Annotated in this window: 23 protein-coding genes; 7 read left to right on the forward strand and 16 right to left on the reverse strand. The window is 64.2% G+C overall.

The features are described from left to right. The first annotated feature begins 89 nt into the window (after nt 1-89). A complete protein-coding gene (locus tag BQ8794_RS27620) occupies nt 90-719 on the forward strand; it encodes a hypothetical protein (protein ID WP_077381769.1) in 630 nt (209 codons plus the stop codon). Between the two features lie 131 nt (nt 720-850). Then, complete coding sequence (locus BQ8794_RS27625; protein WP_077381770.1) at nt 851-1,057, forward strand: hypothetical protein; 207 nt, start codon at nt 851-853, stop codon at nt 1,055-1,057. A gap of 15 nt (nt 1,058-1,072) precedes the next feature. On the opposite strand, the gene BQ8794_RS27630 is transcribed toward BQ8794_RS27625, so the two are convergent. Continuing rightward, nucleotides 1,073-1,579 carry an OsmC family protein gene (locus tag BQ8794_RS27630; protein ID WP_077381771.1) on the reverse strand — a complete coding sequence of 169 codons (507 nt, stop codon included), beginning with the start codon at nt 1,577-1,579 and terminating at the stop codon, nt 1,073-1,075. Between the two features lie 131 nt (nt 1,580-1,710). Further along, on the reverse strand, nt 1,711-2,745 hold the full coding sequence (locus tag BQ8794_RS27635; RefSeq protein WP_077381772.1) for a MerR family transcriptional regulator: 1,035 nt from the start codon (nt 2,743-2,745) through the stop codon (nt 1,711-1,713). A 253-nt stretch (nt 2,746-2,998) separates the two neighbouring features. On the opposite strand from BQ8794_RS27635, the gene BQ8794_RS27640 reads away from it, so the two are divergent. Then, a complete protein-coding gene (locus BQ8794_RS27640; RefSeq protein ID WP_167378861.1) occupies nt 2,999-3,874 on the forward strand; it encodes a DMT family transporter in 876 nt (291 codons plus the stop codon). Between the two features lie 173 nt (nt 3,875-4,047). Here the strand turns inward: BQ8794_RS27640 and BQ8794_RS27645 are convergent, their stop codons facing one another. Next, nucleotides 4,048-4,905: a LysR substrate-binding domain-containing protein gene (locus BQ8794_RS27645; protein ID WP_077381774.1), complete on the reverse strand. Its 858-nt coding sequence runs from the start codon at nt 4,903-4,905 to the stop codon at nt 4,048-4,050. A gap of 259 nt (nt 4,906-5,164) precedes the next feature. On the opposite strand from BQ8794_RS27645, the gene BQ8794_RS27650 reads away from it, so the two are divergent. Then, nucleotides 5,165-7,387 (forward strand): AMP-binding protein, encoded by a 2,223-nt coding sequence (locus BQ8794_RS27650; protein ID WP_077381775.1) that lies wholly within the window; start codon nt 5,165-5,167, stop codon nt 7,385-7,387. A gap of 139 nt (nt 7,388-7,526) precedes the next feature. Here BQ8794_RS27650 and BQ8794_RS27655 read toward each other — a convergent pair whose 3' ends face one another. From BQ8794_RS27655 to BQ8794_RS27665, 3 genes are all read right to left on the reverse strand, one after another. Next, nucleotides 7,527-7,790, reverse strand: coding sequence for a hypothetical protein (locus BQ8794_RS27655; RefSeq protein ID WP_077381776.1), 264 nt, complete (start codon nt 7,788-7,790; stop codon nt 7,527-7,529). Between the two features lie 258 nt (nt 7,791-8,048). Beyond that, complete coding sequence (locus BQ8794_RS27660; RefSeq protein ID WP_077381777.1) at nt 8,049-8,864, reverse strand: CDP-alcohol phosphatidyltransferase family protein; 816 nt, start codon at nt 8,862-8,864, stop codon at nt 8,049-8,051. Nucleotides 8,865-8,867: 3 nt separating this feature from the next. Then, nucleotides 8,868-9,566, reverse strand: a complete 699-nt coding sequence (locus tag BQ8794_RS27665; protein ID WP_077381778.1) for a phosphatidylserine decarboxylase — start codon at nt 9,564-9,566, stop codon at nt 8,868-8,870. A gap of 246 nt (nt 9,567-9,812) precedes the next feature. Here BQ8794_RS27665 and BQ8794_RS27670 point away from each other — a divergent pair, with 246 nt between their 5' ends. Continuing rightward, nucleotides 9,813-10,685 (forward strand): SMP-30/gluconolactonase/LRE family protein, encoded by an 873-nt coding sequence (locus BQ8794_RS27670; protein WP_077381779.1) that lies wholly within the window; start codon nt 9,813-9,815, stop codon nt 10,683-10,685. 3 nt (nt 10,686-10,688) lie between these two features. Here the strand turns inward: BQ8794_RS27670 and BQ8794_RS27675 are convergent, their stop codons facing one another. From BQ8794_RS27675 to BQ8794_RS27685, 3 genes are all read right to left on the reverse strand, one after another. Beyond that, on the reverse strand, nt 10,689-12,575 hold the full coding sequence (locus BQ8794_RS27675) for an ABCB family ABC transporter ATP-binding protein/permease (RefSeq protein ID WP_077381780.1): 1,887 nt from the start codon (nt 12,573-12,575) through the stop codon (nt 10,689-10,691). A gap of 99 nt (nt 12,576-12,674) precedes the next feature. Then, the gene (locus tag BQ8794_RS27680) at nt 12,675-13,001 is read right to left on the reverse strand and encodes an ArsR/SmtB family transcription factor (RefSeq protein WP_077381781.1); all 327 of its coding nucleotides are present in this window, start codon (nt 12,999-13,001) and stop codon (nt 12,675-12,677) included. Nucleotides 13,002-13,065: 64 nt separating this feature from the next. Next, a complete protein-coding gene (locus BQ8794_RS27685) occupies nt 13,066-14,478 on the reverse strand; it encodes a LysM peptidoglycan-binding domain-containing protein (protein ID WP_077381782.1) in 1,413 nt (470 codons plus the stop codon). Nucleotides 14,479-14,623: 145 nt separating this feature from the next. Here BQ8794_RS27685 and BQ8794_RS27690 point away from each other — a divergent pair, with 145 nt between their 5' ends. Next, nucleotides 14,624-15,235 (forward strand): LOG family protein, encoded by a 612-nt coding sequence (locus BQ8794_RS27690; protein WP_027152697.1) that lies wholly within the window; start codon nt 14,624-14,626, stop codon nt 15,233-15,235. Nucleotides 15,236-15,359: 124 nt separating this feature from the next. Beyond that, entirely contained in the window at nt 15,360-16,361 is a 1,002-nt protein-coding gene (locus tag BQ8794_RS27695; protein ID WP_077381783.1) for a transporter, read from the forward strand. Between the two features lie 9 nt (nt 16,362-16,370). Here BQ8794_RS27695 and BQ8794_RS27700 read toward each other — a convergent pair whose 3' ends face one another. The 7 genes from BQ8794_RS27700 to BQ8794_RS27730 form a co-directional block, all read right to left on the reverse strand. Then, nucleotides 16,371-17,057, reverse strand: a complete 687-nt coding sequence (locus tag BQ8794_RS27700; protein WP_077381784.1) for a glutathione S-transferase family protein — start codon at nt 17,055-17,057, stop codon at nt 16,371-16,373. A 14-nt stretch (nt 17,058-17,071) separates the two neighbouring features. Next, nucleotides 17,072-17,992, reverse strand: a complete 921-nt coding sequence (gene rarD / locus BQ8794_RS27705) for an EamA family transporter RarD (protein WP_077381785.1) — start codon at nt 17,990-17,992, stop codon at nt 17,072-17,074. A gap of 82 nt (nt 17,993-18,074) precedes the next feature. Next, a complete protein-coding gene (gene cimA, locus BQ8794_RS27710) occupies nt 18,075-19,691 on the reverse strand; it encodes a citramalate synthase (protein ID WP_077382224.1) in 1,617 nt (538 codons plus the stop codon). Nucleotides 19,692-19,693: 2 nt separating this feature from the next. Then, the gene (gene pip / locus BQ8794_RS27715) at nt 19,694-20,650 is read right to left on the reverse strand and encodes a prolyl aminopeptidase (RefSeq protein WP_077381786.1); all 957 of its coding nucleotides are present in this window, start codon (nt 20,648-20,650) and stop codon (nt 19,694-19,696) included. Further along, on the reverse strand, nt 20,647-21,123 hold the full coding sequence (locus BQ8794_RS27720; RefSeq protein WP_077382225.1) for a GFA family protein: 477 nt from the start codon (nt 21,121-21,123) through the stop codon (nt 20,647-20,649). The genes pip and BQ8794_RS27720 overlap by 4 nt, the downstream gene beginning before the upstream one ends. Further along, nucleotides 21,120-21,611: a GFA family protein gene (locus BQ8794_RS27725; RefSeq protein ID WP_077381787.1), complete on the reverse strand. Its 492-nt coding sequence runs from the start codon at nt 21,609-21,611 to the stop codon at nt 21,120-21,122. Before BQ8794_RS27725 ends, BQ8794_RS27720 begins: the two co-directional genes overlap by 4 nt. Nucleotides 21,612-21,615: 4 nt before the next feature. Continuing rightward, entirely contained in the window at nt 21,616-22,002 is a 387-nt protein-coding gene (locus tag BQ8794_RS27730) for a VOC family protein (RefSeq protein WP_077381788.1), read from the reverse strand. Nucleotides 22,003-22,153: the final 151 nt, after the last annotated feature.

Below are 22,153 nucleotides of genomic sequence, written 5' to 3' on the forward strand. Positions count from 1 at the left end.
TCGCGCATTTCGACGGAAGAATTGCGCCGCCGCCGACGTTATTGGAATGCCAGATTGGAATGCCAGATTTTCCGAAACGGAGGACCACCATGCGCAGACTGCTTCTCGTCACCGCCGCTGCATCGCTGGCAGCCATCGGCGTCGCATCCTCCCAGGATGCGACGATGAGCTTCTTCGTCACCAGCGTCGGCTCGGGCAAGGGCGCCGATCTCGGCGGCCTCGCGGGCGCCGATGCGCATTGCGCCTCGCTGGCTGAAGCCGCGGGCGTTGCGGGCAAGACATGGCGCGCCTATCTCTCGACCAGCGATACCGATGCGCGCGATCGCATTGGCACGGGACCGTGGTTCAACGCCAAGGGCGTCAAGATCGCCGACGATGTCGCTTCGTTGCATAGCGATGCCAACGCCATCACCAAGCAAACAGCGCTCAACGAAAAGGGCGAAGTGGTCAACGGCCGCGGCGACAAGCCCAACCGGCACGACGTGCTGACCGGCTCCAAGCCCGACGGCACGAAAATCGCCGACCAGACCTGCGGCGACTGGACGCTCAGCGGAGCGGAAGGTGCGGCAATGACGGGCCATCACGACCGCACCGGTCTCGACGATTCGGCCGCCGCCAAATCGTGGAATTCCTCGCACGCTTCACGCGGCGGCTGTAGTCAGGAGGCGCTGAGGAGCACCGGCGGCGACGGCCTGTTCTACTGCTTTGCCGTAAACTGAGCCGTTCCAACAGACGTAGTACATTCACGCGGGCTGTGATGCCGTGGCGAACCACCGCGCCCGGCCGCGCTTTCGTCGATTGCCCAGAGTTGATAGGATCGCCCGACTCCCACAACAAACGAGGAAATCCCATGGCGGCTCCGAGCGTAGCGTTGGTCTGGTATCTGGTGATTGCCGGCCCGCAAGGCGGCATGGTGGTGCTGCCCAGCACGTTCGACACCCGCGAACAGTGCACCTCCGCCGTCACCGAATATCAGAAGCAGCCAACGCCGGCCGGCTGGTCGGTGCAGTGCGTGCCGAGCGCCTCGCCTTTCGCCGAAGAAGGCGAAAGTGAGTAGCTGGCGGCGCGCGTTTCAACGCAACGCTCTGACCGTCAGTTCCGGCCTGGCATTGATGGTCTGAAACACCACGCAGTAGCGTTCGGTCAGCTTGAGCAGCGTGTCGACGCGCTCTTGTGGCTCGTCGCTGTCGAGGTTGAAATTCAGCCGGATGGCGCGGAAGCCGACCGGCGCATCTTTTGCCACGCCTAGAGTGCCGCGAAAATCGAGATCGCCTTCGGCCTCCACGGTGGTGGCGCCGAGTTTGAACTCCAGCGCCGTCGCCACTGCCTTCAGCGTTACGCCAGCGCAAGCGACCAGCGCCTCCAGCAGCATGTCGCCCGAGCACAGTTCGAGCCCGGAACCGCCGGTAGCCGGATGCAGACCGGCAACGGCGAGCGCCCTGCCGGTCTCGACCTTGCAGGCGATCGACTGGTCGTCGACCGAGCCCTTGGCCCGAAGCGTGATCAGCGCGCGCGATGCGTCGTCGCGATACACCTCCTTGAGCGGCGCCTGCATGGCCTTCAGTTCGGTGGTGTCCATGTCCAACCCTTTTCGGCAGTCAGCTTATCGCTCGTCAGGATGCTCGAATAGAACCGGCCTCGATTTCACGACATTTGGATCGGACTGACAAGCTGTCCGGACATTGCCGTGTCGTTAGACCTGGTGCCCTTTCATGCGACCCAGGGCCGCCACGCGATGACGCCGTCCGTCCGCGCCCGCACCTCGGGTGAGGCCAGGCAGGTGGCGACGGCCTCGTAGCCGGGAGTGCCGGGGTACCGGGCGACGCACGTTGGCGGGCTGTGATTGGCGGGGCAGAGGATGATCGCTTCGTCGGTGCCGACAGCTGCCAAGTCCAGTATCGCGCAGGAGCGCGTGAGCAGAAAAAGTGGTCGACCGCCGGGGCCGCGGCGACGCAAATGGGCGATCACAGCCTCTTGCGAGGCGTGATCCAGCCCCCGTTCGATCATATCGACGACCAGGATGGCCGGGCCTTCGGCTTCCAATGCGGCGAGTAGAGCGATCAGTGCGTCGGACACCGCGGCGCCGTCCTCGATGAGCCAGGCCAGAGTCTGACCAACCCGCGACCTGAGAGCCGGGTCGGCGTCCACGCGAGCCAGAGCTGCCGCACAGCCATTCGCCAGTCGGTCCAAGCCAAGGAAGGCGGCGTCAGGCAATGTCTCGGCCAGGCGCTGAGCCAGCCGGGTCTTGCCACTGCCCAGCGGACCGATGATGTAGTTCAGCGGTCGGATATGTCCCAGTTCGAACCGCTCGCCTCCCCAAGGCCAGGGAAGGTCGAAAGCGACGCTGAGCGTAGCCTCTGGCGCCATCAGGCGCGCCAGTTCCCCGGCGCTTGGCGCTTCGCCTCGAGCGAGGTCGTCCCGCAGGCGCCCGATCTTCTCTATTACGCCGACAAGCTGGCGCAGCCGGCTCTCGAGTACTGCCTGGTGTGCGGCCAAGGCCGGCTCCATGCCCCGGGAGTCACCCTCCAACACCCGCGCCACCTGGGCCAAGCTGAAGCCAAGCGCGCGCAGGGCCGCGATCTCGGCGGCGCGGCTCATTTCGACAGGACCGTAGGCCCGCCATCCCGCCGCGGTGCGGATCGGAGCGATCAGGCCGCGCTGCTCATAAAGCCGCAGGGCCTTGGCCGACACCCCGAGCCGGCCGGCGGCTTCGGAAGCGTTCAGGAACTGGGCGGAAGAGCTCATGAATCACCTCGTTGCTGTTGACCGCCTTTCTATCGGGGCTGACCCAAGGGCCGAGTCAACAGGGATGTTCGCCGTCCGCGGGAGCCGTGCGAAAGGGATAGTCACTTCGTGTCGAACTGACACATCGGCTTTGATGAGATGAATCGACTTGCAAAGGGCATTTCCGCAGCGGCTGTAGGATACGGCAACCCTGGTGACAGTATGGTGTCAGGACAAGGCAGCGTAGTCTGGTGACATGACGGGATCCCTAACCATGCCTGACACCGCCGCCGAGCGCACCATTGGCATCATCCTGGTTTCGGCGTCGGCAGCCGTCTTCGGCCTCACCGGCGTATTGACCAAGTCGATCCATGCCGACGCACTCACCATCACCTGCTGGCGCGGCTTCGTCGGCTCGATCCTGATCAGCCTCTATGTGCTTTGGCGGCGCCGCCAATCCGGTGGGCGTGAAAGCCTGCGCCTCGGCTGGCGCGGCTGGCTGTTGGCGATCGAGGGCGCGCTAGCCAGCATCGCCTTCATCTCGGCGTTCAAGTTCACCTTCGTCGCCAATGTTGCGATCATCTACGCCACTGCGCCCTTCGTCACCGCGCTGCTTGCCTTCATTCTGGTTCGTGAGCGCTTCCGTCTGCAGACGCTTGCCGCCGCCGCCGTGTCGCTCAGCGGCGTGGCGATCATGGTCTGGTCCGGCTTCGGCACCGGCCATCTGTTCGGCGACGGGCTGGCGCTGCTGATGACAATCGGCAGCGCGCTCTACATGATCATGGTGCGCGCTTTCCGCGACACGCCGGTGGTGTGGGCCGGGGCGGTGTCGGCATTCCTTTTGTTCGTGCTCGGTTGGTTCGTCACCGATCCATTGGCCGTCTCGGCCAGGGACGCAGTGTTGCTCGTCGCCTTCGGCACGTCGTTCGCGCTGGCCTCTATTCTGTGGACGGAGGGCGCGCGGCTCATTCCGGCTGCCGAATCCGGCCTGCTGGGCTCGGCTGAAGTACCGTTCGCGATCCTGTTCGCCTTCTTGTTTCTGGCCGAGGTCCCGCCAGCCGCCAGCATGATCGGCGGCGCCATCGTGCTCTGCGCGGTGTTCGCCCATGCCGGGCGCGACTGGCAAGCGGCCAGGCAGCGCTCTGCCTGAGAAAAATTTGCCCCCCGAAAATAAATTGGCCCGTGCAAATAAATTAGCAAGGTCATGGAACCATCAACAGGTTCAGGCATTGTTGAGTTCGACGGGTCATCCAAGTCCCCCCCAAACCCCTCGGCCCGTCTAACCTATAGCCGATCGCAAGGTCGGCTTTTTCTTTTGCGAAATCAGCTTGGTGCGCCTGCCAAGGCAAGGTTGCCGCTGAACAGCGCAGCCAGATCCTGGGCCGGGGGCTCGGCGTCCTGGCGCAGCCGGATGGCGAACTCGGCGGTGGGAACCGGCGGCAGCCCAAGGTCGCGCGGTGCCTCGACGATGCCGGAATGGGCAAAGCGCGCCGTCCGCAGCGTCAGAGCGATGCCGGCATTCACCGCCGTGCGCAGCCCGGCCAGACTGGCGCTGCCGGCGGCGATGCGGTAGCGGCGGCCTGCCCTGTCGAGTGCCGCGATCGCCGCTTCGCGAAAGCCGCAATGCGGATCGAGCAACGCCAGCGGCAGTTCGTCCTGGCGTGTGGCCAAGCCTCTTTGCGAACAGAGCCACATCATCGGTTCGCGGAGCACGCCGATCTCGTCCGGCGCCGGAGCCTGTCGCATGGCGACCATCAGATCGAGGATGCCGGTTTGCAGTGCCTCGGCCAATTCGGCGGAGCGGCCGACGCGCAGTTCGATCCTGACGCGCGGATAGCTCGCGGCAAAGGCCCTGAGCAGCTCCGGGAGGCCGCTATCGGCGAAATCTTGTGTCGTGCCGATGGCCACGCGGCCATCGGCTCGCACGCCCTTGAGGGCCAGCCACGCTTCGCGATGCACAGCAAGGATGCGCCGCGCATGACCGGCCAGATCTTCGCCCGCCGGCGTCAGGACGCGCCCTCTTCCCTGCGGCACCAGAAGTGGTTCTCCGACAATATCCTCAAGCCGCTGCATCTGTGTGGTCACCGCCGACGCCGAGCGCCCGACAAATGACGCCGCCTGCGCCAGCGAGCCGCTGTCGACGAAGGCGAGAAAGGTTTTGAGGAGGTCGGGGTCGAGCATTGGTGGCAAGACACAGGAATTCCGCTTCATCAGCGGGAGATTGAAGGCGGCGTGAGCCGCCCCCATCCATCCAGGCTCATGCCGCAGGCGCTTTCTCTGCCACAAGGAAAGATCGGCACCGCACTTTTTCATGGCCGGCCAGGGCCAGGAAGGCGAAGGTACCGCACCTCCGCATTGACGTTGAGCCCACTTCGTCTAGGTTCTCATCGAAGCGGTCACGAAGAGCCGCGAGGTTAAAATCTGTTGGGAGAGACGCGGCATGATCCTGACACTGGCGCTGCTTGCGGGTCTCGTCGCGGCCTGGCTGCTGATCGGCGTGGTGGAAAAATTCCGCCTCGGCCTGCGCTTCACGCAGGCGCTGCTCTATGTGCCGTTCAAGCTCGCCTACCGGATTGCCGACGGCCGCATCAAGATCGCCCGCAACACAGCCGCCCCGGTCATCTACGTCATTTCGCACCAGTCGCGCCTCGAACCGGCGCTGATGCTGTCGCTGCTGCCGGAAGACACGCTGCACATTCTCGACCAGGCCTCTGCCAGGTCGCCCTGGCTCGAACCATGGCGCGAGCTTGGCCGCACCATCGCTTTCAACGCCGAGCATGTCTTCGTCAGCCGCCGGCTGGTGCGGGTGCTGAAGGGCAAGGGCCGCCTTGCCGTCTATCTGCCGGATGCGGTCGAGCCTGATATCAAGACATTTCGCCTGTTTCGCGCCGTCACCCGCATCGCCATGCAGGCCGATGCCCGCATCGTGCCGATCTTCGTCGCCGGCGCGCGCACGCTGCCGGTATCGCTGACGCCGGCGGACAAGGCGCCGCGGCGCTGGTTTCCCCTTCTGTCGATCAGCGTGCTGGAGCCAATGACCATCGCCGAGCTGGTAGCGCGAAATCCTGATCAGTCATCGAACACCAATGCGCTGTTCGACCGTGTCGCCGAAGCCCGGCTTTTCGGCAGCGATCTTAATCGCGGCCTGTTCCTCGCCATACGCGACGCCGCCGACCGTGTCGGCGCCTCGCATCCTATCGTCGAAGACGTGGTCAGCGGCACGCTGAACTACAGAAAGCTGTTCATCGGCGCGCGGGTGCTGGGCCGCCGCTTCGAGGCGGTGACGGCGCCGGATGAAGCGGTTGGAGTGCTGCTGCCCAATGCTAACGGTGTCGTGCTGTCGCTCGTTGGCCTGTTGTCGGCGAGCCGGGTGGCGGCGATGATCAACTACACCGCAGGCCCGGCCAACGTCACCGCCGCCGTGCGCACGGCCGAGATCCGCACCGTGGTTTCGTCGCGAGCCTTTATCGACAAGGCCAACCTCGCTGACATCGTCGCGGCGGTGGAAGAGGGCGGCGCCAAGCTGTTATGGCTGGAGGATGTGCGGGCCAGCGTAACCGTGCTGGACAAGCTCGCTGCCGCCTTGCTGTGGCGCTGGCCGCTGCAGCCGCAGAATGCGGCCAAACCAGCAGTGATCCTGTTCACCTCTGGCTCGGAAGGCACGCCGAAGGCGGTGGTCCTGTCGCACAGAAATCTTCTCGTCAACGCCATGCAGGCCGAGGCCCGCATCACCATCTCGCCGGCCGACATCCTGCTCAACGTGCTGCCGGTGTTCCACTCGTTCGGGCTCACCGGCGGCACCATCCTGCCACTGGTCACCGGCGTGAAACTGTTCCTCTACCCCTCGCCGCTGCACTACAAGCTGATCCCCGAGGTCGCACGCAAGGCAAGGCCAACGGTCATGTTCGGCACCGACACGTTCCTCGCCAATTATGCGCGCACCGCCAAGGACGGCGATTTCTCCAGCCTGCGCTTCATCGTCGCCGGCGCCGAGGCGGTGAAACCGGAGACGCGCCGCGTCTACCGGGAGCGTTTTCAGGCCGAGATCATTGAGGGTTTCGGGTTGACCGAGGCGTCACCCGTCGTTGCCGTCAATACCGCCATCCACGGCCGCGACGGCACGGTCGGGCGGCTGTTGCCGGCCATGCGCATGAAGCTCGAGCCGGTCGAGGGCATTAGCGGCGCTGGACGGTTGTGGCTCGACGGGCCGAATTTGATGATGGGCTACATGACATCAGATCGGCCCGGCGAATTGCAACCGCTCGACGGCTGGCACGATAGCGGCGACATCGTTTCGGTCGACCGCGAGGGCTTCATTACCATTCGCGGCCGGGCCAAGCGCTTCGCCAAGATCGCCGGCGAAATGGTGTCGCTGGGCGCGGTCGAGATGCTGGTGCAGTCGCTGTGGCCGGAAGAGCACCACGCTGTGGTGGCGGTGCCGGACAAGCGCCGCGGCGAGCGTATCGTGCTGGTCACCACCGCCGATGACGCCGACCCCGATGAATTGCGCAAATTCGGCAGACAAGCCGGCGCCGCCGATCTGATGGTGCCGAACGACATCATCAAGGTCGAGGAAATCCCAGTGCTGGGCTCTGGCAAGACCGACTACGTCTCGACCCGCAAACTGGCGATTGAGCGTCTGGGGCTCAGCGCGGCGGCCTAGCGCCTAAAGCGCGTCGCGTCTGGAGGGATTCATGCGACGCGCTTTAAGTTCTTGCTTGAATGCATGTCGTTGTCCCAAAAAGCGCTGCGCACCCTCGGGTCAGGGCCCGAGGGCATGCTTTTGGGCGACATGCATTGCATTAGAGGACCACCACCGACAACAGCAGGATGAACCCGACCGCCATCATCAGCAGGCCCGGCCAGTTCTGCGACAGGCCAAGGAAACCGACGCCGCGCCGCCGCGGCTCAAGTGTCGGGCCTGGTGTTGCGAGGTTTGGCGTCGAGCGATCCGGCGCCGCGCGAGCAGGCGCCGGATCGCTGAGCCGCCCACGCCAAAGGGCTGCGCCGGCCATATAGACAACGCCAGCGACAATGAGCAACGCGCCAATGAGGACGACAGCCATTTCTCCTCACTCTCCTTTAAGCTCCTGCGCCTTGGACAGCAGCTTCAAGGCTGATAGCGAGGCGTTCGCCTCGCCCGCTGAGACAGAACGGTCAAGACGCCGGCAGGTTCCCGCTAGAGCGGGATGCGTCCGAATTGAACCAATTGAACTGGGCATCGCGCTCTATCTATTCGTTTAGCCGCATTTCTGCGACGCCAAGTGATTGCACTTGGCTGCAAAATGCTCGGGATGACCATCAGGGAATAGGCGACAGGTCTGTCAGCCGAAGTCCGAAGGCGGCACCTTCTCGCCTTCGCGCTTGGCGCGCCTGGAATAGGCGCGGATGCTGAGCGGCAGGAAGAGCAGATAGCCGGCAACCGACGCCGTCAGCGTGTACCAGGGATAGGTCATCAACAGCAGGATGTAGAGGACGACGCCGAGGATGATCGGCAGCACCTTGTCGCCCGGGACTTTCAGGCTTTTTCCGGAATAGACCGGCAGCCGGCTGACCAGCAGGAAGGCTATCAGAACGGTGAAACCGGCGGCGATGAAGGCGGCAGGGCGGGACGGCTCCACGCCAAGCCGCAGGAAGTACAGGTAAAGCGGCAGCATCACCAGCACGGCGCCCGCCGGCGCCGGCACGCCGACGAAATACTCGGTCTGCCACAGCGGGCGATCAGTTTCTTCGTCGAGCACGTTGTAGCGAGCGAGTCTCAGCCCGCAGGCGATGGTGAACAGGAGCGCGGCAATCCAGCCCGGCGAGCCGGCCTGGTCGAGCAGGAAGGCATAGAGCACGAGCGCGGGTGCTACGCCGAAATTGACGATGTCGGCCAGCGAATCCATCTGCGCGCCGAATTTGGACGTCGCCTTCAGCATGCGTGCCAGGCGGCCATCTATGCCGTCGAGGAAGGCGGCCAGCAGCACCATCACCACTGCCGGCTCGAAACGGCCTTCGAAGCCGAAGCGGATGCCCGAGAGGCCGGCGCAGATGGCGAGCACTGTGACCAGATTGGGCAGCACCATGCGCATCGGAATTTCACGGATGCGCGGGCCGCCGCTGCCATGCGCCTCGAATTTTTTGAACGGCGCGCCCACGGCTCAGGACACCCGCACGAGCGGCGTTGCGGCAACGCCGCCGAATTCGGCCAGTATGGTTTCACCGCCGACCGCGGTCTGGCCGACGGCGACACGCGGCGTTGCGGTCGACGGCAAAAACACATCGACGCGCGAGCCGAAGCGGATCAGCCCGAAGCGCTCGCCGATGCCGATCGTGCCGCCGGTCTCGGCCCAGCAGACGATGCGCCGCGCCACCAGACCGGCGATCTGCACCGCGGCCACCGTGCCGTTGGGGCTGTCGATGACCAGGCCATTGCGCTCGTTGTCGGCACTCGCCTTGTCAAGTGCGGCGTTGAGGAACTGGCCAGGCCGATGCTCTATCCTTGTGATGCGGCCGCGCACCGGAGCCCGGTTCACGTGGCAGGAGAAGACGTCCATGAACACCGAGATGCGGGTCATCTCGCCGCCGCCGAGGCCAAGTTCGCGCGGTGGCACTGCCGGACCGACCGCCGTGATGATGCCGTCGGCCGGGCTCACCACCAGCCGGTCGTCGACCGGCGTGACGCGCTCGGGATCGCGGAAGAAATAGACGCACCAGGCCGTCAGGATGAGGCAGACCCAGAACATGATCGAAGAGAAATAGCCGAGGAAAAGCGTCACCGCTGCGAAGGCGGCGATAAACGGATAGCCTTCACGATGGATCGGAACGAACGTTTTCTTGATCGTGTCGACGAGGTCCATGGAATGGAAACAGCCTAGTTTCAGGTCCGGCCTCAATAGCGGAAACACCCTGTGGCCGCAACGCGACAATGAGGGAACGCCGGATCGGGGCGTTCTCGTCCGCATTAGTCGATCGCGGGCGTTTGGAAGGGGTCCAATGCGCCTGTCCAAAAAAGCATGACTGTTGTCGGGGCGAACCGGTCTCATGCGTCCTTGGAGATACGGGCGTTGTCAAAGCGCCCGCCGAACGAAAGCTGGAGGCAACAAATGCTGTCACAGAAATCAGCAGCAAAGGAAGCGCGGGTCGTGATGAACGGTCTGGCGTTCGGCGAATCGCCGCGCTGGCATGATGGCAGGCTTTGGTTCTGCAACTGGGGAACCGGCCAGATCATCGCTGTCGATGCCGACGGCAACAGTGAGATCAGGCTCACCCTGCCGGCCACCCTGCCCTATTCGGTCGACTGGCTGCCGGACGGTCGCCTGGTCGTCGTCTGCGGGCGTGAGGGGTTGGTGCTGCGGCAGGAAGCAGACGGGACGCTGGTCACCCATGCCGATCTGCGACACCTCTCAGGGAACGCCTGGAACGAGATCGTCGTCGACGGGCGCGGCAACATCTACGTCAATGGCGGTGGGCCGGCGCCGGTTCCCGGCCAGCATTTCGGCCCCGGCACCATCGTGCTGATTGCACCGGACGGGTCGGTGCGGCAGGTGGCGGACAAGATCGCCTTCGCCAATGGGATGGCGGTGTCGCCTGACAACAAGACGTTGATCGTCGCCGAGTCCCACGCCAACAGGCTGACCGCCTTCGACATCGCCGCCGATGGAAGCCTTGCCAACCGGCGGCGATGGGCCGACCTCGGCAACGGCTTTCCCGACGGCATCTGCCTCGATGCCGAAGGCGCCATCTGGTATGCCGACGTCCCCAACCGGCACTGCGTGCGGGTGCGCGAGGGCGGGGCGATGCTCGACAGCGTCGATGCCGATCGCGGCTGCTTTGCCTGCATGCTCGGCGGCGCCGACGGCAAGACGCTGTTCATCGTCGCCGCCGAATGGCGCGGCTTCGAGCACATGATCAGCGAGGCGCGCACCGGCCAGGTGCTCAGCATCGAGGCTTCCGCGCCGGGCGCTGGCTGGCCGTAAGGGCTACGACACCTCGGAGGGGCGGCGGCGGACGACGACGCCGAACTCGTCGCGCTCGCGAGCAATGCGCAACCGCTCCTCGGCCTCGGTTGCCTCACGCTGGCGGTCCCACATCGACGCGTACAGGCCGGCCTTGCGCATCAAGGCGGCATGCGTGCCGCGCTCGGCGATCTGGCCGTCCTGCAGCACGATGATCTCGTCGGCCGAAATCACCGTCGACAACCGGTGGGCGATGACGATGGTGGTGCGGCCCTTACTGACGAGGTCGAGCGCCGCCTGGATCTCCTGTTCGGTATGGCTGTCGAGAGCCGAAGTCGCCTCGTCGAGCATCAGGATCGGCGGCGCCTTCAAAATGGTGCGGGCGATCGCCACGCGCTGCTTCTCGCCGCCGGACAGTTTCAGTCCGCGCTCTCCGACCATCGAACGGTAGCCGTCGGGCAGCCGCTCGATGAACGGCCCGATCTGGGCGAGTTCTGCCGCCTTGCGCACATCCTCCTCGCTGGCATCGACGCGGCCGTAGCGGATGTTGTAGGCGATGGTGTCGTTGAACAGCACGGTGTCCTGCGGCACCATGCCGATCGCCGCGCGCAAGCTCTGCTGGGTCACGTCGCGAATGTCCTGGCCGTCGATCAGAATCTTGCCGCCCTGGATGTCGTAAAAGCGGAACAGCAGCCGCGAAATGGTCGACTTGCCGGCGCCCGATGGCCCGACAATGGCAACCGTCTTGCCGGCCGGCACTTCGAAGCTGATGCCTTTCAGGATCTTGCGGTTGGGATCGTAGGAAAACTGCACGTCGCGGAACTCGACCTTGCCGGAGCCGACGACCAGCGGCTTGGCACCCGGCTTGTCAACGATCTCCTGCGGCACATCGAGCAGACCGAACATCTGCTCGATGTCGGTCAGGCCCTGGCGGATTTCGCGATAGATGAAGCCGATGAAGTTGAGTGGCACCGAAAGCTGGATCAGCATGGCGTTGATGAAGACGAAGTCGCCAACCGTCTGCGTGCCAGCCTGCACCTCCAGCGCCGAAAGGCACATGACGATAACCGTGCCGAGACCGAAGATGACGCCCTGGCCGAAGTTCAGCCAGCCGAGCGAGGTCCATATCCTGGTGGCGGCGGTCTCGTAGCGCGCCATCGAACGGTCGAAGCGCTCGGCTTCCATGCCCTCGTTGTTGAAATATTTGACCGTCTCGAAATTGAGCAGCGAGTCGATCGCCTTGGTGCTGGCATCGGTGTCGCTGTCGTTCATGTCGCGGCGAATGACGATGCGCCAGTCGCTCGCCCTGATGGTGAACCAGATATAGAGCCAGACCGTCACCGCCACCACAGCCACGTACTTCCAGCCATAAGTGACCGCGAAGATGCCGGCTGTCAGCGCGAATTCGAGGATGGTCGGCAAGGTGTTGAGCACGGTGAAGCGGACGATCGTCTCGATGCCCTTGGTGCCGCGCTCGATGATGCGCGACAGGCCGCCGGTGCGGCGCTCGAGATGGAAGCGCAGCGACAATTGATGCATGTGGACGAAAGTGCGGAAGGCGAGCTGGCGCACCGCATATTGTCCGACGCGGGCAAACAGCGCGTCGCGCAGTTGGTTGAAACCGAGTTGCACCAGCCGCACGACATTGTAGGCGATGACCAGCATGACTGGCGCCAGCAGGAAGGCCGGCAGCGGCGGCGCCGACTTGGCGTCACCAGCCAGCGCATCGGTCGCCCATTTGAAGAAGTAGGGACCGGCAACCAGTGTCAGCTTGGCGACGACCAGAAGCACGGTCGCCCACATCACCCGCGCCCGCAGGTCGGCACGGTCGGCCGGCCACATATAGGGCCAAAGATTGCGCAATGTCTTGAAGGTCGAGCCAGAATCGGCGGAGACGGTTTTTTCGGCCATTTTATCGCCTTTTCGTATTTCTTATTGCTTGACCATGATCTTTTCCGAAAACCGGCTTCCACTTTTCGCAGACGCGGTCCTTCGGTTCGGGATGATGGTCTAGCGGCCGGAGCAGCACGAATTGACCAGCGCGGCCAGCGATCGGGAAACATCTTCGAGCGCATCGCTGTCGACTTCATAGCGGGAGCGTTGCCGATCCGGCTCGTAGCGGACGAGCCCGGCATCGACCAATATCTTTAGGTGCTGCGAAACGGTGGACTGCGCCAGGTCGAGATGGTCGACGACCTCGCGGCAGCAGCAGGAGCGGCTGGCCGAAAGGTGCCGGAGAATTTCGATCCGGGCCGGATGCGAAAGCGCGGCGAGCTTCGCGGCGACGGCCTGGCTGTCGGCGAAGCCGCAGGTCTTCTCGGTCAAGGGAGCGTTCATCGTCTATCGGCGATAGACGATGAATGAACTTTCCGCAAGAGCCCGCTAGAGAAGAAAAGGATTTCTAGTTGGCCTTTGTCGGGGCCGTCGTCATCTGGTCGCCCATCGCCTTGAGGTTGGCGGCTTCGCCTTCCTGCGATTTTCCGGGGACCTTGAACACCTGCCCCGGCCAGATGCGGTCGGGATTCCTGATCTGATCCTGATTGGCGAGGTAGATGGTCGAGTAGCGAACGCCTTGGCCGTAGACGCGCCGCGAAATCCGCCACAGCGTATCGTGGCGGCGGATGATAACGGCGCTGTCGGCGTGTTCGAGCTTCGGCGCCGCGGTCTCGGGCACTTCAGTCGGCGGCGTCGCAGCCGCCACATCGGCTGGCGCCTCGGCCGCGGGCGCCGCAGGCGTGGTTGCCGGCGCGGCCGGCTTTGCCTCGGCAGGCGCCACGGCGGCGATCGACTCGCCCGGCTCGCGCTCGAACGGCACGGCGGCACGGGCCACCACCTTGACCCCGTCGGCATCGAGCGCATCGACGTGGATCGTATAGGTGCCGACCGGAATGTTACGCGTCGCCTCGACCAGGAAATGGCCGTCGGGCGAAGTCTTCGCGTCGCCGAGCAAGATATCGTTGGCATAGGCGCGCACCTTGCGGCCGGGGTCGGCGAGCCCGGCGACGAAGATCTTGTTGCCGTCGATCTCGATCGCTTCGACGACGACCTTTGACCCTGCAACTGGTGTCGCCGGTGCGGCCGGCCCGCCCGGAGCGGGCGCGGGAACGGCGTCGACAGTGGCCGGCGCCGTGGCAGCCGGTGCGGCTGGGGCTGGTGTTGCGGCAGCGGGGTCCCCGGCAGCGGAGTCCTCGGCAGCCGGGGCGGCCGCGTTGTCGCCGGCAGGCGGCGATTCAGGCTTTGTCTCGGTTGTAGGAACGGTGAGCAATTCGGAGGCCTTGCCCGGCTCCTCGATCATCGCCAGCACCTGGCCAGCAGGACTCTTGGGAATCGAGACGATAGCCGTCTGCGCCGAGGGGATCACGACATTGGCGGTCATCGAGCGCAGCGCGATCGTGTAATCGCCGGGTTTCAGCGGATCGTCGAGAACGATGGCAAAAGCGCCATCGGCACCGGCGACCGTCGAGCCGAGAACTGTCGAACCGTTGAGAATCTCGACCTTGGCGTTGGGTGCGGCATTGCCGGCGACGACGATAGAGCCCTTGATTTCGACCCTAACGACATCGAAGGTCGGCGCGATCGCATCGGCCGTGGCCGGCGCTGCCGGTGCCATCGCAGCTGTGGCCGGCGCCGGCGGAGGCGGTGCATCGGTCGCCGGCTCGGCCGGCTTCTCCACCGGCGGCGTCGGCGATGCCACTTCCGCCGGGGGCGCACGATTGAGATACGGGTCGAGCGCGCCCGACACATAGGCGGTCCCTGCCGCGGCGATGGAGCCGCCGACGGCGAACAAAAGCGCCTTTACTGGATTAATTGTCATATTTCCCTGCCCTTAGCCACCTAATGCCGGTCTAGCCTGTTTTGCCCAAGCCGACAAGAAAAAGGGGTCGACGAGAAAAGTGGGCCGACAAGAAAAACCCCGTCCGGGCTTGACCGCGAATAAAGACCCAATCACCAATCATCTCATGAACACGATTCGATCCATCTGCGTCTATTGCGGCTCGTCTCCGGGCCGCGATGTAACCTATGCCAAGGCCGGACACCTGCTTGGGCGTTCGATTGCCAAATCCGGCCTGCGTCTGATCTATGGCGGCGGCACCAGGGGCATCATGGGAGCCGTTGCCGAAGGCGCAATGCGGGCCGGCGGCAAGGTGACGGGGATCATTCCACGCTTCCTGATCAACAGGGAGGCCACCGAAACCGCGCTTGACCGGCTTGACGAGCTCGTCATCACAGAAAACATGCACGAGCGCAAGCATACGATGTTCGAGAAATCCGACGCGTTTGTGGCGCTTCCGGGCGGCATCGGCACGGTCGAGGAAATCATCGAGATCATGACCTGGGGCCAGCTCGGCCATCATCGCAAGCCGATCGTCTTCGGCAACGTTGGAGGATTCTGGGACCCGATGCTGGCGCTGCTCGACCATATGATGGCCGAAGGCTTCATCCACACTGCGCAGCGGGTCAGGCCGCTGGTGGTCGACGATCCGGAAGCGATCGTCGCTGCCATCATGGTCGCGGGATCGTCGGTCGACGCACCGACCGAAGGCGTGCAGTCGGTGATCGACAAGCTTTAGGGTATAGGGGAGTAGGGGAGTAGGGGAGTAGGGGAGTAGGAAGTGAATGCCGCGCTCATGAAGCGCTATCTCTTTCCTATTCCCCTATTCCCCTATTCCCCTATTCCCAACCGGCGACGCGATCATGACCATCCCTCTCAATCCAGACGGCAGCGATCTGTCGCCTTACCTGCCAGACGAGCACGGGCTGTTCTTCGTCTATCGCTTCACTGTCGAAGGCGCGAGGACCCAAGACGCGACCGCCACACACTGGACCTGGCGCAGCTACCAGCTTTCCGACATGCGCGCGCGCCACGAGATCGCCACCGAGCCGGCTTTGCCACCGCCGGTGCGCGATGCCTTCCTGTCGGCCGGCCATGGCTGCCATATCGACCTCGAGGGCGACTGGCTCTACGGCGATCTGCCGGACCTGCGCCACGACTATTCGGCGGAGGCGCGCGGGCTTGGCCATTTCCGCTTCGCCTTCAACGACACGATGCTGATCGGCGGCCGCAAGCAACCGCTGCAATCGGTCGACAAAATCCGCAAGGCGATCGACAACGGATCGCGAAAGTTCCGCTCTCCGGCCGAACTGATCGAGGCTGTCATGGGCCAGTCGCTCGACGGCATGACGACGGAACTCGCTGACCTTGGCGACACGCTCGATGGCATCGAGGACCGCATCGTCTGCGATGCATGGCATAATGAGCGGCAGGCGCTGGTCGATGCGCGCCGGCAACTGGTGGTGATCCATCGGCAGATGGCGACGCTGACCAGCCTGTTCCGCCATCTCGACCATTCGCATCGCAATGACCTGCCGGACGCGATCAACGACATGGCGGCACGGCTTTCGCACCGCGCCCATACGTTGCATCATGACGGCGAGCAATTGCAGGCGCGCGCCCGGCTCTTGCAGGACGAGCTGATGGCCAAGCTGACCACGCAGTCGAACCAGTTGCTTTACATGCTGTCGGTGATGACCGCGGTGCTGTTGCCGATGACGATCATCTCAGGCCTGTTCGGCATGAATGTCGGCGGGCTGCCGCTGGTCGACACGCCTGTGGGCTTTTGGGTGGCGTCGGCGATATCGCTCGCGGTCGCGGCGGTCGTCTATCTGTTCGTCAGGCGGCTGGGGCGCGGGATGTAGCGGCAACCGTTACAAGGTCGCGCGAAAATCCTCGATGACAGTGCCGGCAGCGCGCACCTCCGCTTCATGGTTTGGCTCGCGCCACCCTTCTGCAAGGGCTGCCGCGTACCATTCGCGCATTGCCGGCAGAGCCAGCAATCGCGCCGGATAGGTGGCAGCTGCCCGCTCGAAGGACAGTCCGTAGGACTGAACCCTAAACGCCACCGGGGCAAAGAAGGCGTCAACGGCAGTGAAGCGATCGCCAGCCAGGAACGGTCCGCCGAAGCGGCGAAGCCCATCGTCCCAGAGATCGCCGAGACGAAAGAGGTCGTGCTTCAGCGCATCCGACATCGGCACCGGCGCGACGCGGACACCGCAGTTCATCGGACAAGAGCCGCGCAAGGCGGTGAAGCTCGAATGCATTTCGGCCGCTGCCGACCGCGCCCAGGCTCGCGCCTTCGCCTCGGCAGGCCAGACGCCAGCGTGGCGCTCGGCCAGATATTCGGTGATGGCGAGCGAATCCCAAACTGCCCAGCCGTCGTCAATCAGGCACGGTACGAGGCCGCTGGGCGAGAACGGCCGGTAGAGGCTCCAACTCGATCCGGTCGGAAACGGTGTCAGCCGCTCCTCGAAGGGGACGCCCAATGTCCGCATCAGCACCCATGGCCGCAGCGACCACGAGGAATAATTCTTGTTTGCTATGTGCAGCACGTACATCGAAAATCCTCGCTCTAGCGCATTGCCGGCCGGATCTCGCGGCCGCGGAACATCGACCAGGAATAGATCGCCAGCGCCGCCCAGATCAGGCCGAAGGCGATGGCCTGGGTGCTGCCGAAGGGTTCGCCGAAAATCAGTACGGCGATCAGGAACACAATGGTCGGCGCGATATACTGCATGATGCCGATGGTGGAGAGACGCAGCAGCTTGGCCCCGAAGCCAAACAGCAGCAGCGGTATGGCGGTGACCGGGCCGCAGCCGATCAGCAGTGCGGTATCGTTCAGCGAACTGGAGACGAAATGGTCCTGCCCGGTGACGACGAGGAAGATGATGTAGCCGAGCGCCGGCACCGACAGCAAAAGCACTTCAAGCAAGAAACCCTGGCTGGGACCGATCGGCAGCGTCTTGCGGAAGAAGGCGTAGGCGGCGAAGGAAAACGCCAGCACCAGCGACACCCAGGGCAGCTTGCCGGCGTCGATTGTCAGCACCGCGACCGCGATGGCCGCCAGCACCACCGCCGCGATTTGCAGCCGGTCGAGCCGTTCGCTGAGCAGCAGCGCGCCGACGACGACGCTGACAAGCGGGTTGATGTAGTAGCCAAGCGCGGTCTCGATGGTACGGTCGACCGCGATGGCCCAGACATAGATGCCCCAGTTGACCGAAATCAGCGCCGCCGTCAGCGCCGCCATAGAAATGATGCGCGGCGAACGCAACGCCGCTTTGAAATCCGCCGTGCGGCCGGCCCAAATCAAAACGGCCGCCGCAATCGGCACCGACCAGACGATGCGGTGCGCGATGACTTCGGCCAGCGGCAGATGTGCGACCGCCTTCATATAGAAGGGCAGCAACCCCCACAGGAGATAGGCGCCTAGCGCCAGCAGGAATCCACGCCGGGCCTTTGAGTCTGCTTCGAGCTGAATTGCGTCCGTGGCCATGGCCCAACGCTATGCGCCAGCCACCGGGCCAAGACCATCGCAAGTTCTGATGGATCAATGGACTTTCGCTGATGGTTCAATCCTACTCCGCCGCGACCAGCCCGGCCATCTCGCGGTTCTTCATCAGCTTGTAGACGATCGAATCCATCAGCGCCTGGAACGAAGCGTCGATGATGTTTTCTGAGACGCCGACCGTCCACCAGCGGGCGCCGGTCGCATCGTGCGATTCGATCAGCACGCGGGTGATCGCCTCGGTGCCACCATTGAGGATACGCACCTTGAAGTCGGCAAGCTCGAGGTCAGCGATCTCGTTCTGGAATTTTCCGAGGTCCTTGCGCAGCGCGATGTCGAGTGCGTTGACCGGACCGTGCCCCTCCGCCACCGACATCTTCTCCTCGCCGTCGACCAGCACCTTGACGATCGCCTCGGAGACCGTCTTCAACTGGCCATTGGCGTCGAAGCGGCGCTCGACCATGCAGCGGAACGAGGTGACGCTGAAGAATTCCGGCAGGCCGTGCAGCATCTTGCGCGCCAGCAGCTCGAAGCTGGCGTCGGCGCCTTCATAGGCATAGCCCTCGGCCTCGCGCTCCTTGACCACTGATATCAGCGCGTCGAGGCGGTGGTCGTCTTTCGGCATTTCGATGCCGCGCCGTTTCAACTCGGCGAGGAAATTGGCCCTGCCGCCCTGGTCCGAGACCATGACCCGGCGGCGGTTGCCGACCGCTTCCGGCGGCACATGCTCGTAGGTGGCCGGCTCCTTGGCCAGCGCCGAGGCATGGATGCCGGCCTTGGTGGCGAAGGCGGAAGCACCGACATAGGGCGCCTGCGCTTCCGGCGCGCGGTTCAGCAATTCGTCGAAGGCGCGGGAAAGGCGCGATATGCCGGCCAACGCTTCGGCCGAGATGCCTGTCTCGAAGCGGTTGGAAAAGGCCGGCTTCAGCGCCAGCGTCGGCACGATCGAAATCAGATTGGCGTTGCCGCAGCGCTCGCCGATGCCGTTCAGCGTGCCCTGGACCTGGCGCACGCCGGCCTCGACGGCGGCCAGCGAATTTGCCACCGCCTGGCCGGTGTCGTCATGGGCATGGATGCCGAGATGGTCGCCCGGTATGCCTGCCTCGATGACCTTCTCGACGATGGCGCGCACTTCCGACGGCTGCGTGCCGCCATTGGTGTCGCACAGCACCACCCAGCGCGCGCCGGCGTCGTAAGCGGTCCTGGCACAGGCCAGCGCATAATCGGGATTGGCCTTGAAGCCGTCGAAGAAATGCTCGCAGTCGACCAATGCTTCCTTGGCCGAGGCAATCGCCGCTTCGACTGACGCCTTGATCGCCTCGAGGTTTTCCTCGTTGGTGCAACCCAGCGCGACGCGGACATGGTAGTCCCAGCTCTTGGCGACAAAGCAGATGGCGTCCGACTTCGACTGGACCAATGCGGCAAGGCCTGGATCGTTCGAAGCCGACGCCCCTGCCCGCTTGGTCATGCCGAAGGCGACGAATTTGGCGGTTGCCGTGCGGTGCTTGGCAAAGAAGGCGGTGTCGGTCGGGTTGGCACCGGGATAGCCGCCTTCGATATAGTCGACGCCGAACTCGTCGAGCAGCCCGGCGATGGCGATCTTGTCCTCGACCGAAAAGTCGATCCCCGGCGTCTGCTGGCCATCGCGCAGTGTGGTGTCGAAGAGATAGAGGCGCTCGCGGCCCATGATCATTTCCCCGCAAACTTATCCGTCGCCCGGATCAGCCGGTCGAGGATGCCCGGCTCCGAATAGGCATGCCCGGCGCCCTCGACCAGGTGGAAGTCCGCCTTCGGCCACGCCTTGTGCAGCGCCCAGGCATAGCGCGTCGGGCACGGCATGTCGTAACGGCCATGGACGATGGTGCCGGGGATGTCCTTCAACTTGAAGGCATCACGCAGCAGTTGCCCTTCCTCAAGCCAGCCAGCATGGACAAAATAATGGTTCTCGATGCGGGCGAAGGCCACGGCGTAATCGTCTTCGCCAAACCGGCTGCTGGTTTCCGGATCGGGCAACAGCGTGATCGTCTCGCCTTCCCACAGGCTCCAGGCGCGGGCGGCCTCGACCTGTGCCTTGCGGTCGCTGCCGACCAGCCTCTCGCGATAGGCGGCCATCATGTCGCCGCGCTCGGCCTCGGGGATCGGCGCCAGGAAGCGCTCCCATTTGTCGGGAAACATTTCCGAGACGCCGAACTGATAGTACCATTCGAGCTCCGCGTGCGTTAGTGTGTAAATGCCACGCACGACCAGTTCGCTGACCCGCTCGGGGTGCGTCTCGGCATAAGCCAGCGCCAGGGTCGAGCCCCACGAGCCGCCGAACACCAGCCATTTGTCGAAGCCACACATCTCGCGCAGGCGCTCGATGTCGGCGATCAGATGCCAGGTGGTGTTGGCCTCGAGCGAGGCGTTGGGCGTCGACTTTCCGCAGCCGCGCTGGTCGAACAGGATGACGTCGTAAAGCTTCGGATCGAACAGCCGTCGGTGCTTTGGCGAAATGGTGCCGCCTGGTCCGCCATGCAGGAACACGGCCGGCTTGGCGCCCCTCGTGCCGGAACGCTCCCAATAGATCTGATGGCCATCGCCGACGTCGAGCATGCCCGAGTCGAAGGCCTCGATCTCCGGATAGAGGGTGCGCAGGTCATTGCTCATAATTTCAGGCCCTGCTGCGGCCAATTGGCCGTCTCGTGATCCGGATGCTGGAAGGAGATGATCGATTCCTGTCGGGTGTAGTAGTCGGGATCGTCATGGACCGGTGCGTCGAAGATCTTCTCCACCCAAGGCAGCCGGGCGGCGTAGTTGATCTGGATCTGCGGTGCGAGGTCGAAGCGATCGTCAAATGCGCCGATGGCGATCTCGAGCCCGCCAGGCTGCCTGTAGGTCAACGGCGTGCCGCAGCGGCTGCAAAAGCCGCGATCGATGTTGACCGACGACTGGAAATAACTCGGCTCCTCGCGCACCCATTCGACACCGTCCTTCGGCACCGTCACCAGCGCGCCGAAGAAGGAACCGAACTGTTTCTGGCACATGCGGCAATGGCAGATGGAAGGACGTCCAAGCGCCCCACGAATGCGGAAACGCACGGCGCCGCACTGGCAGCCGCCGGTTCGAACGGTTTCGGTCATGATCTTTCCTCCGGCGGCCATTGTTCGGTGTCGTGGTCGGGGTGCTGGTAAGAAACGAGATCGGCGAGATAGGAGGACGACGAAATATCGGCCATCGTGTCCTCGCCAGGCAATTCGTGGATGTGATCGACATAGGGGAGTTTTGCTTCGGTGCCCCACTGGACGGTCGGCGCGATCTCCTCCGCATGGTCGAAGGCCGCGATGGCGAGTGCGATGCCGTCGGGCGCCTCGAAAGTCAGCGGCGTGCCGCAATCGGCGCAAAAACCGCGCCACGCGGCGTTGGAGGAACGAAAGCGTTTGGGCGCGCCGCGCGTCCAGTCGAGTTTTGCGCCACGCACTGACACCAGCGGCAGGTAGAAATTGCCGCTTGCTTTCTGGCACATGCGGCAATGACAGACGGAGGCGTCGCCCAGCGCGCCTTCGACACGGAAACGCACGGCGCCGCACTGGCAACCGCCTGTATAGACCGGTCTGTTATCCAGGCTCATCGCTTCACTCCGCGGCATGGCAGACGGCTTCGATATTGTTGCCGTCGGGGTCGAAGACAAAGGCGCCATAGTAGTTCGCGTGATAGTGCGGACGAAGGCCCGGCCCACCATTATCCTTGCCGCCGGCGGCGATGGCGGCGGCGTGGAAGGCATCGACTTCGGCGCGGCTGCGCGCGGTGAAGGCGACATGCTGGCGATCCTTCGGCTTGTCCTCGCCTCGATGCAGCCAGAACACCGGCCGGTCGCGGCCATAGCCGCCGACCTTGGCGCCACCGGTGTATTCCTGCGGCACCATGTAGAGCAGCGAGGCACCGAGCGGCGCCATCGCCTTGTCGTAGAAAGCTTTCGACACGTCGAAATCGGAAACGGTGATACCAAGATGGTCGATCATCTTTTTACCTCCCTTGCTGGTTCGCCGGCCGGCATTTCGTGAGGCATCGTCAGTGCCTCCCGCAAGATTTCGGGACTATTGAGGTTGCCGCTCTACGGCGCCCCCCTCTGTCCTGCCGGACATCTCCCCCACTTGGGGGGAGATTTACCTC

This window comes from Mesorhizobium prunaredense, from assembly GCF_900156895.1.
GTDB lineage: Bacteria > Pseudomonadota > Alphaproteobacteria > Rhizobiales > Rhizobiaceae > Mesorhizobium > Mesorhizobium prunaredense.

Bases quoted from the DNA above. Each gene is read 5' to 3' on its own strand.
- BQ8794_RS27620 (WP_077381769.1), top strand. From the start codon at position 90: ATGCGCAGACTGCTTCTCGTCACCGCCGCTGCATCGCTGGCAGCCATC.
- BQ8794_RS27625 (WP_077381770.1), top strand. From the start codon at position 851: ATGGCGGCTCCGAGCGTAGCGTTGGTCTGGTATCTGGTGATTGCCGGC.
- BQ8794_RS27630 (WP_077381771.1), bottom strand. From the start codon at position 1,579: ATGGACACCACCGAACTGAAGGCCATGCAGGCGCCGCTCAAGGAGGTG.
- BQ8794_RS27635 (WP_077381772.1), bottom strand. From the start codon at position 2,745: ATGAGCTCTTCCGCCCAGTTCCTGAACGCTTCCGAAGCCGCCGGCCGG.
- BQ8794_RS27640 (WP_167378861.1), top strand. From the start codon at position 2,999: ATGCCTGACACCGCCGCCGAGCGCACCATTGGCATCATCCTGGTTTCG.
- BQ8794_RS27645 (WP_077381774.1), bottom strand. From the start codon at position 4,905: ATGCTCGACCCCGACCTCCTCAAAACCTTTCTCGCCTTCGTCGACAGC.
- BQ8794_RS27650 (WP_077381775.1), top strand. From the start codon at position 5,165: ATGATCCTGACACTGGCGCTGCTTGCGGGTCTCGTCGCGGCCTGGCTG.
- BQ8794_RS27655 (WP_077381776.1), bottom strand. From the start codon at position 7,790: ATGGCTGTCGTCCTCATTGGCGCGTTGCTCATTGTCGCTGGCGTTGTC.
- BQ8794_RS27665 (WP_077381778.1), bottom strand. From the start codon at position 9,566: ATGGACCTCGTCGACACGATCAAGAAAACGTTCGTTCCGATCCATCGT.
- BQ8794_RS27670 (WP_077381779.1), top strand. From the start codon at position 9,813: ATGCTGTCACAGAAATCAGCAGCAAAGGAAGCGCGGGTCGTGATGAAC.
- BQ8794_RS27675 (WP_077381780.1), bottom strand. From the start codon at position 12,575: ATGGCCGAAAAAACCGTCTCCGCCGATTCTGGCTCGACCTTCAAGACA.
- BQ8794_RS27680 (WP_077381781.1), bottom strand. From the start codon at position 13,001: ATGAACGCTCCCTTGACCGAGAAGACCTGCGGCTTCGCCGACAGCCAG.
- BQ8794_RS27685 (WP_077381782.1), bottom strand. From the start codon at position 14,478: ATGACAATTAATCCAGTAAAGGCGCTTTTGTTCGCCGTCGGCGGCTCC.
- BQ8794_RS27690 (WP_027152697.1), top strand. From the start codon at position 14,624: ATGAACACGATTCGATCCATCTGCGTCTATTGCGGCTCGTCTCCGGGC.
- BQ8794_RS27695 (WP_077381783.1), top strand. From the start codon at position 15,360: ATGACCATCCCTCTCAATCCAGACGGCAGCGATCTGTCGCCTTACCTG.
- BQ8794_RS27700 (WP_077381784.1), bottom strand. From the start codon at position 17,057: ATGTACGTGCTGCACATAGCAAACAAGAATTATTCCTCGTGGTCGCTG.
- rarD (WP_077381785.1), bottom strand. From the start codon at position 17,992: ATGGCCACGGACGCAATTCAGCTCGAAGCAGACTCAAAGGCCCGGCGT.
- cimA (WP_077382224.1), bottom strand. From the start codon at position 19,691: ATGGGCCGCGAGCGCCTCTATCTCTTCGACACCACACTGCGCGATGGC.
- pip (WP_077381786.1), bottom strand. From the start codon at position 20,650: ATGAGCAATGACCTGCGCACCCTCTATCCGGAGATCGAGGCCTTCGAC.
- BQ8794_RS27720 (WP_077382225.1), bottom strand. From the start codon at position 21,123: ATGACCGAAACCGTTCGAACCGGCGGCTGCCAGTGCGGCGCCGTGCGT.
- BQ8794_RS27725 (WP_077381787.1), bottom strand. From the start codon at position 21,611: ATGAGCCTGGATAACAGACCGGTCTATACAGGCGGTTGCCAGTGCGGC.
- BQ8794_RS27730 (WP_077381788.1), bottom strand. From the start codon at position 22,002: ATGATCGACCATCTTGGTATCACCGTTTCCGATTTCGACGTGTCGAAA.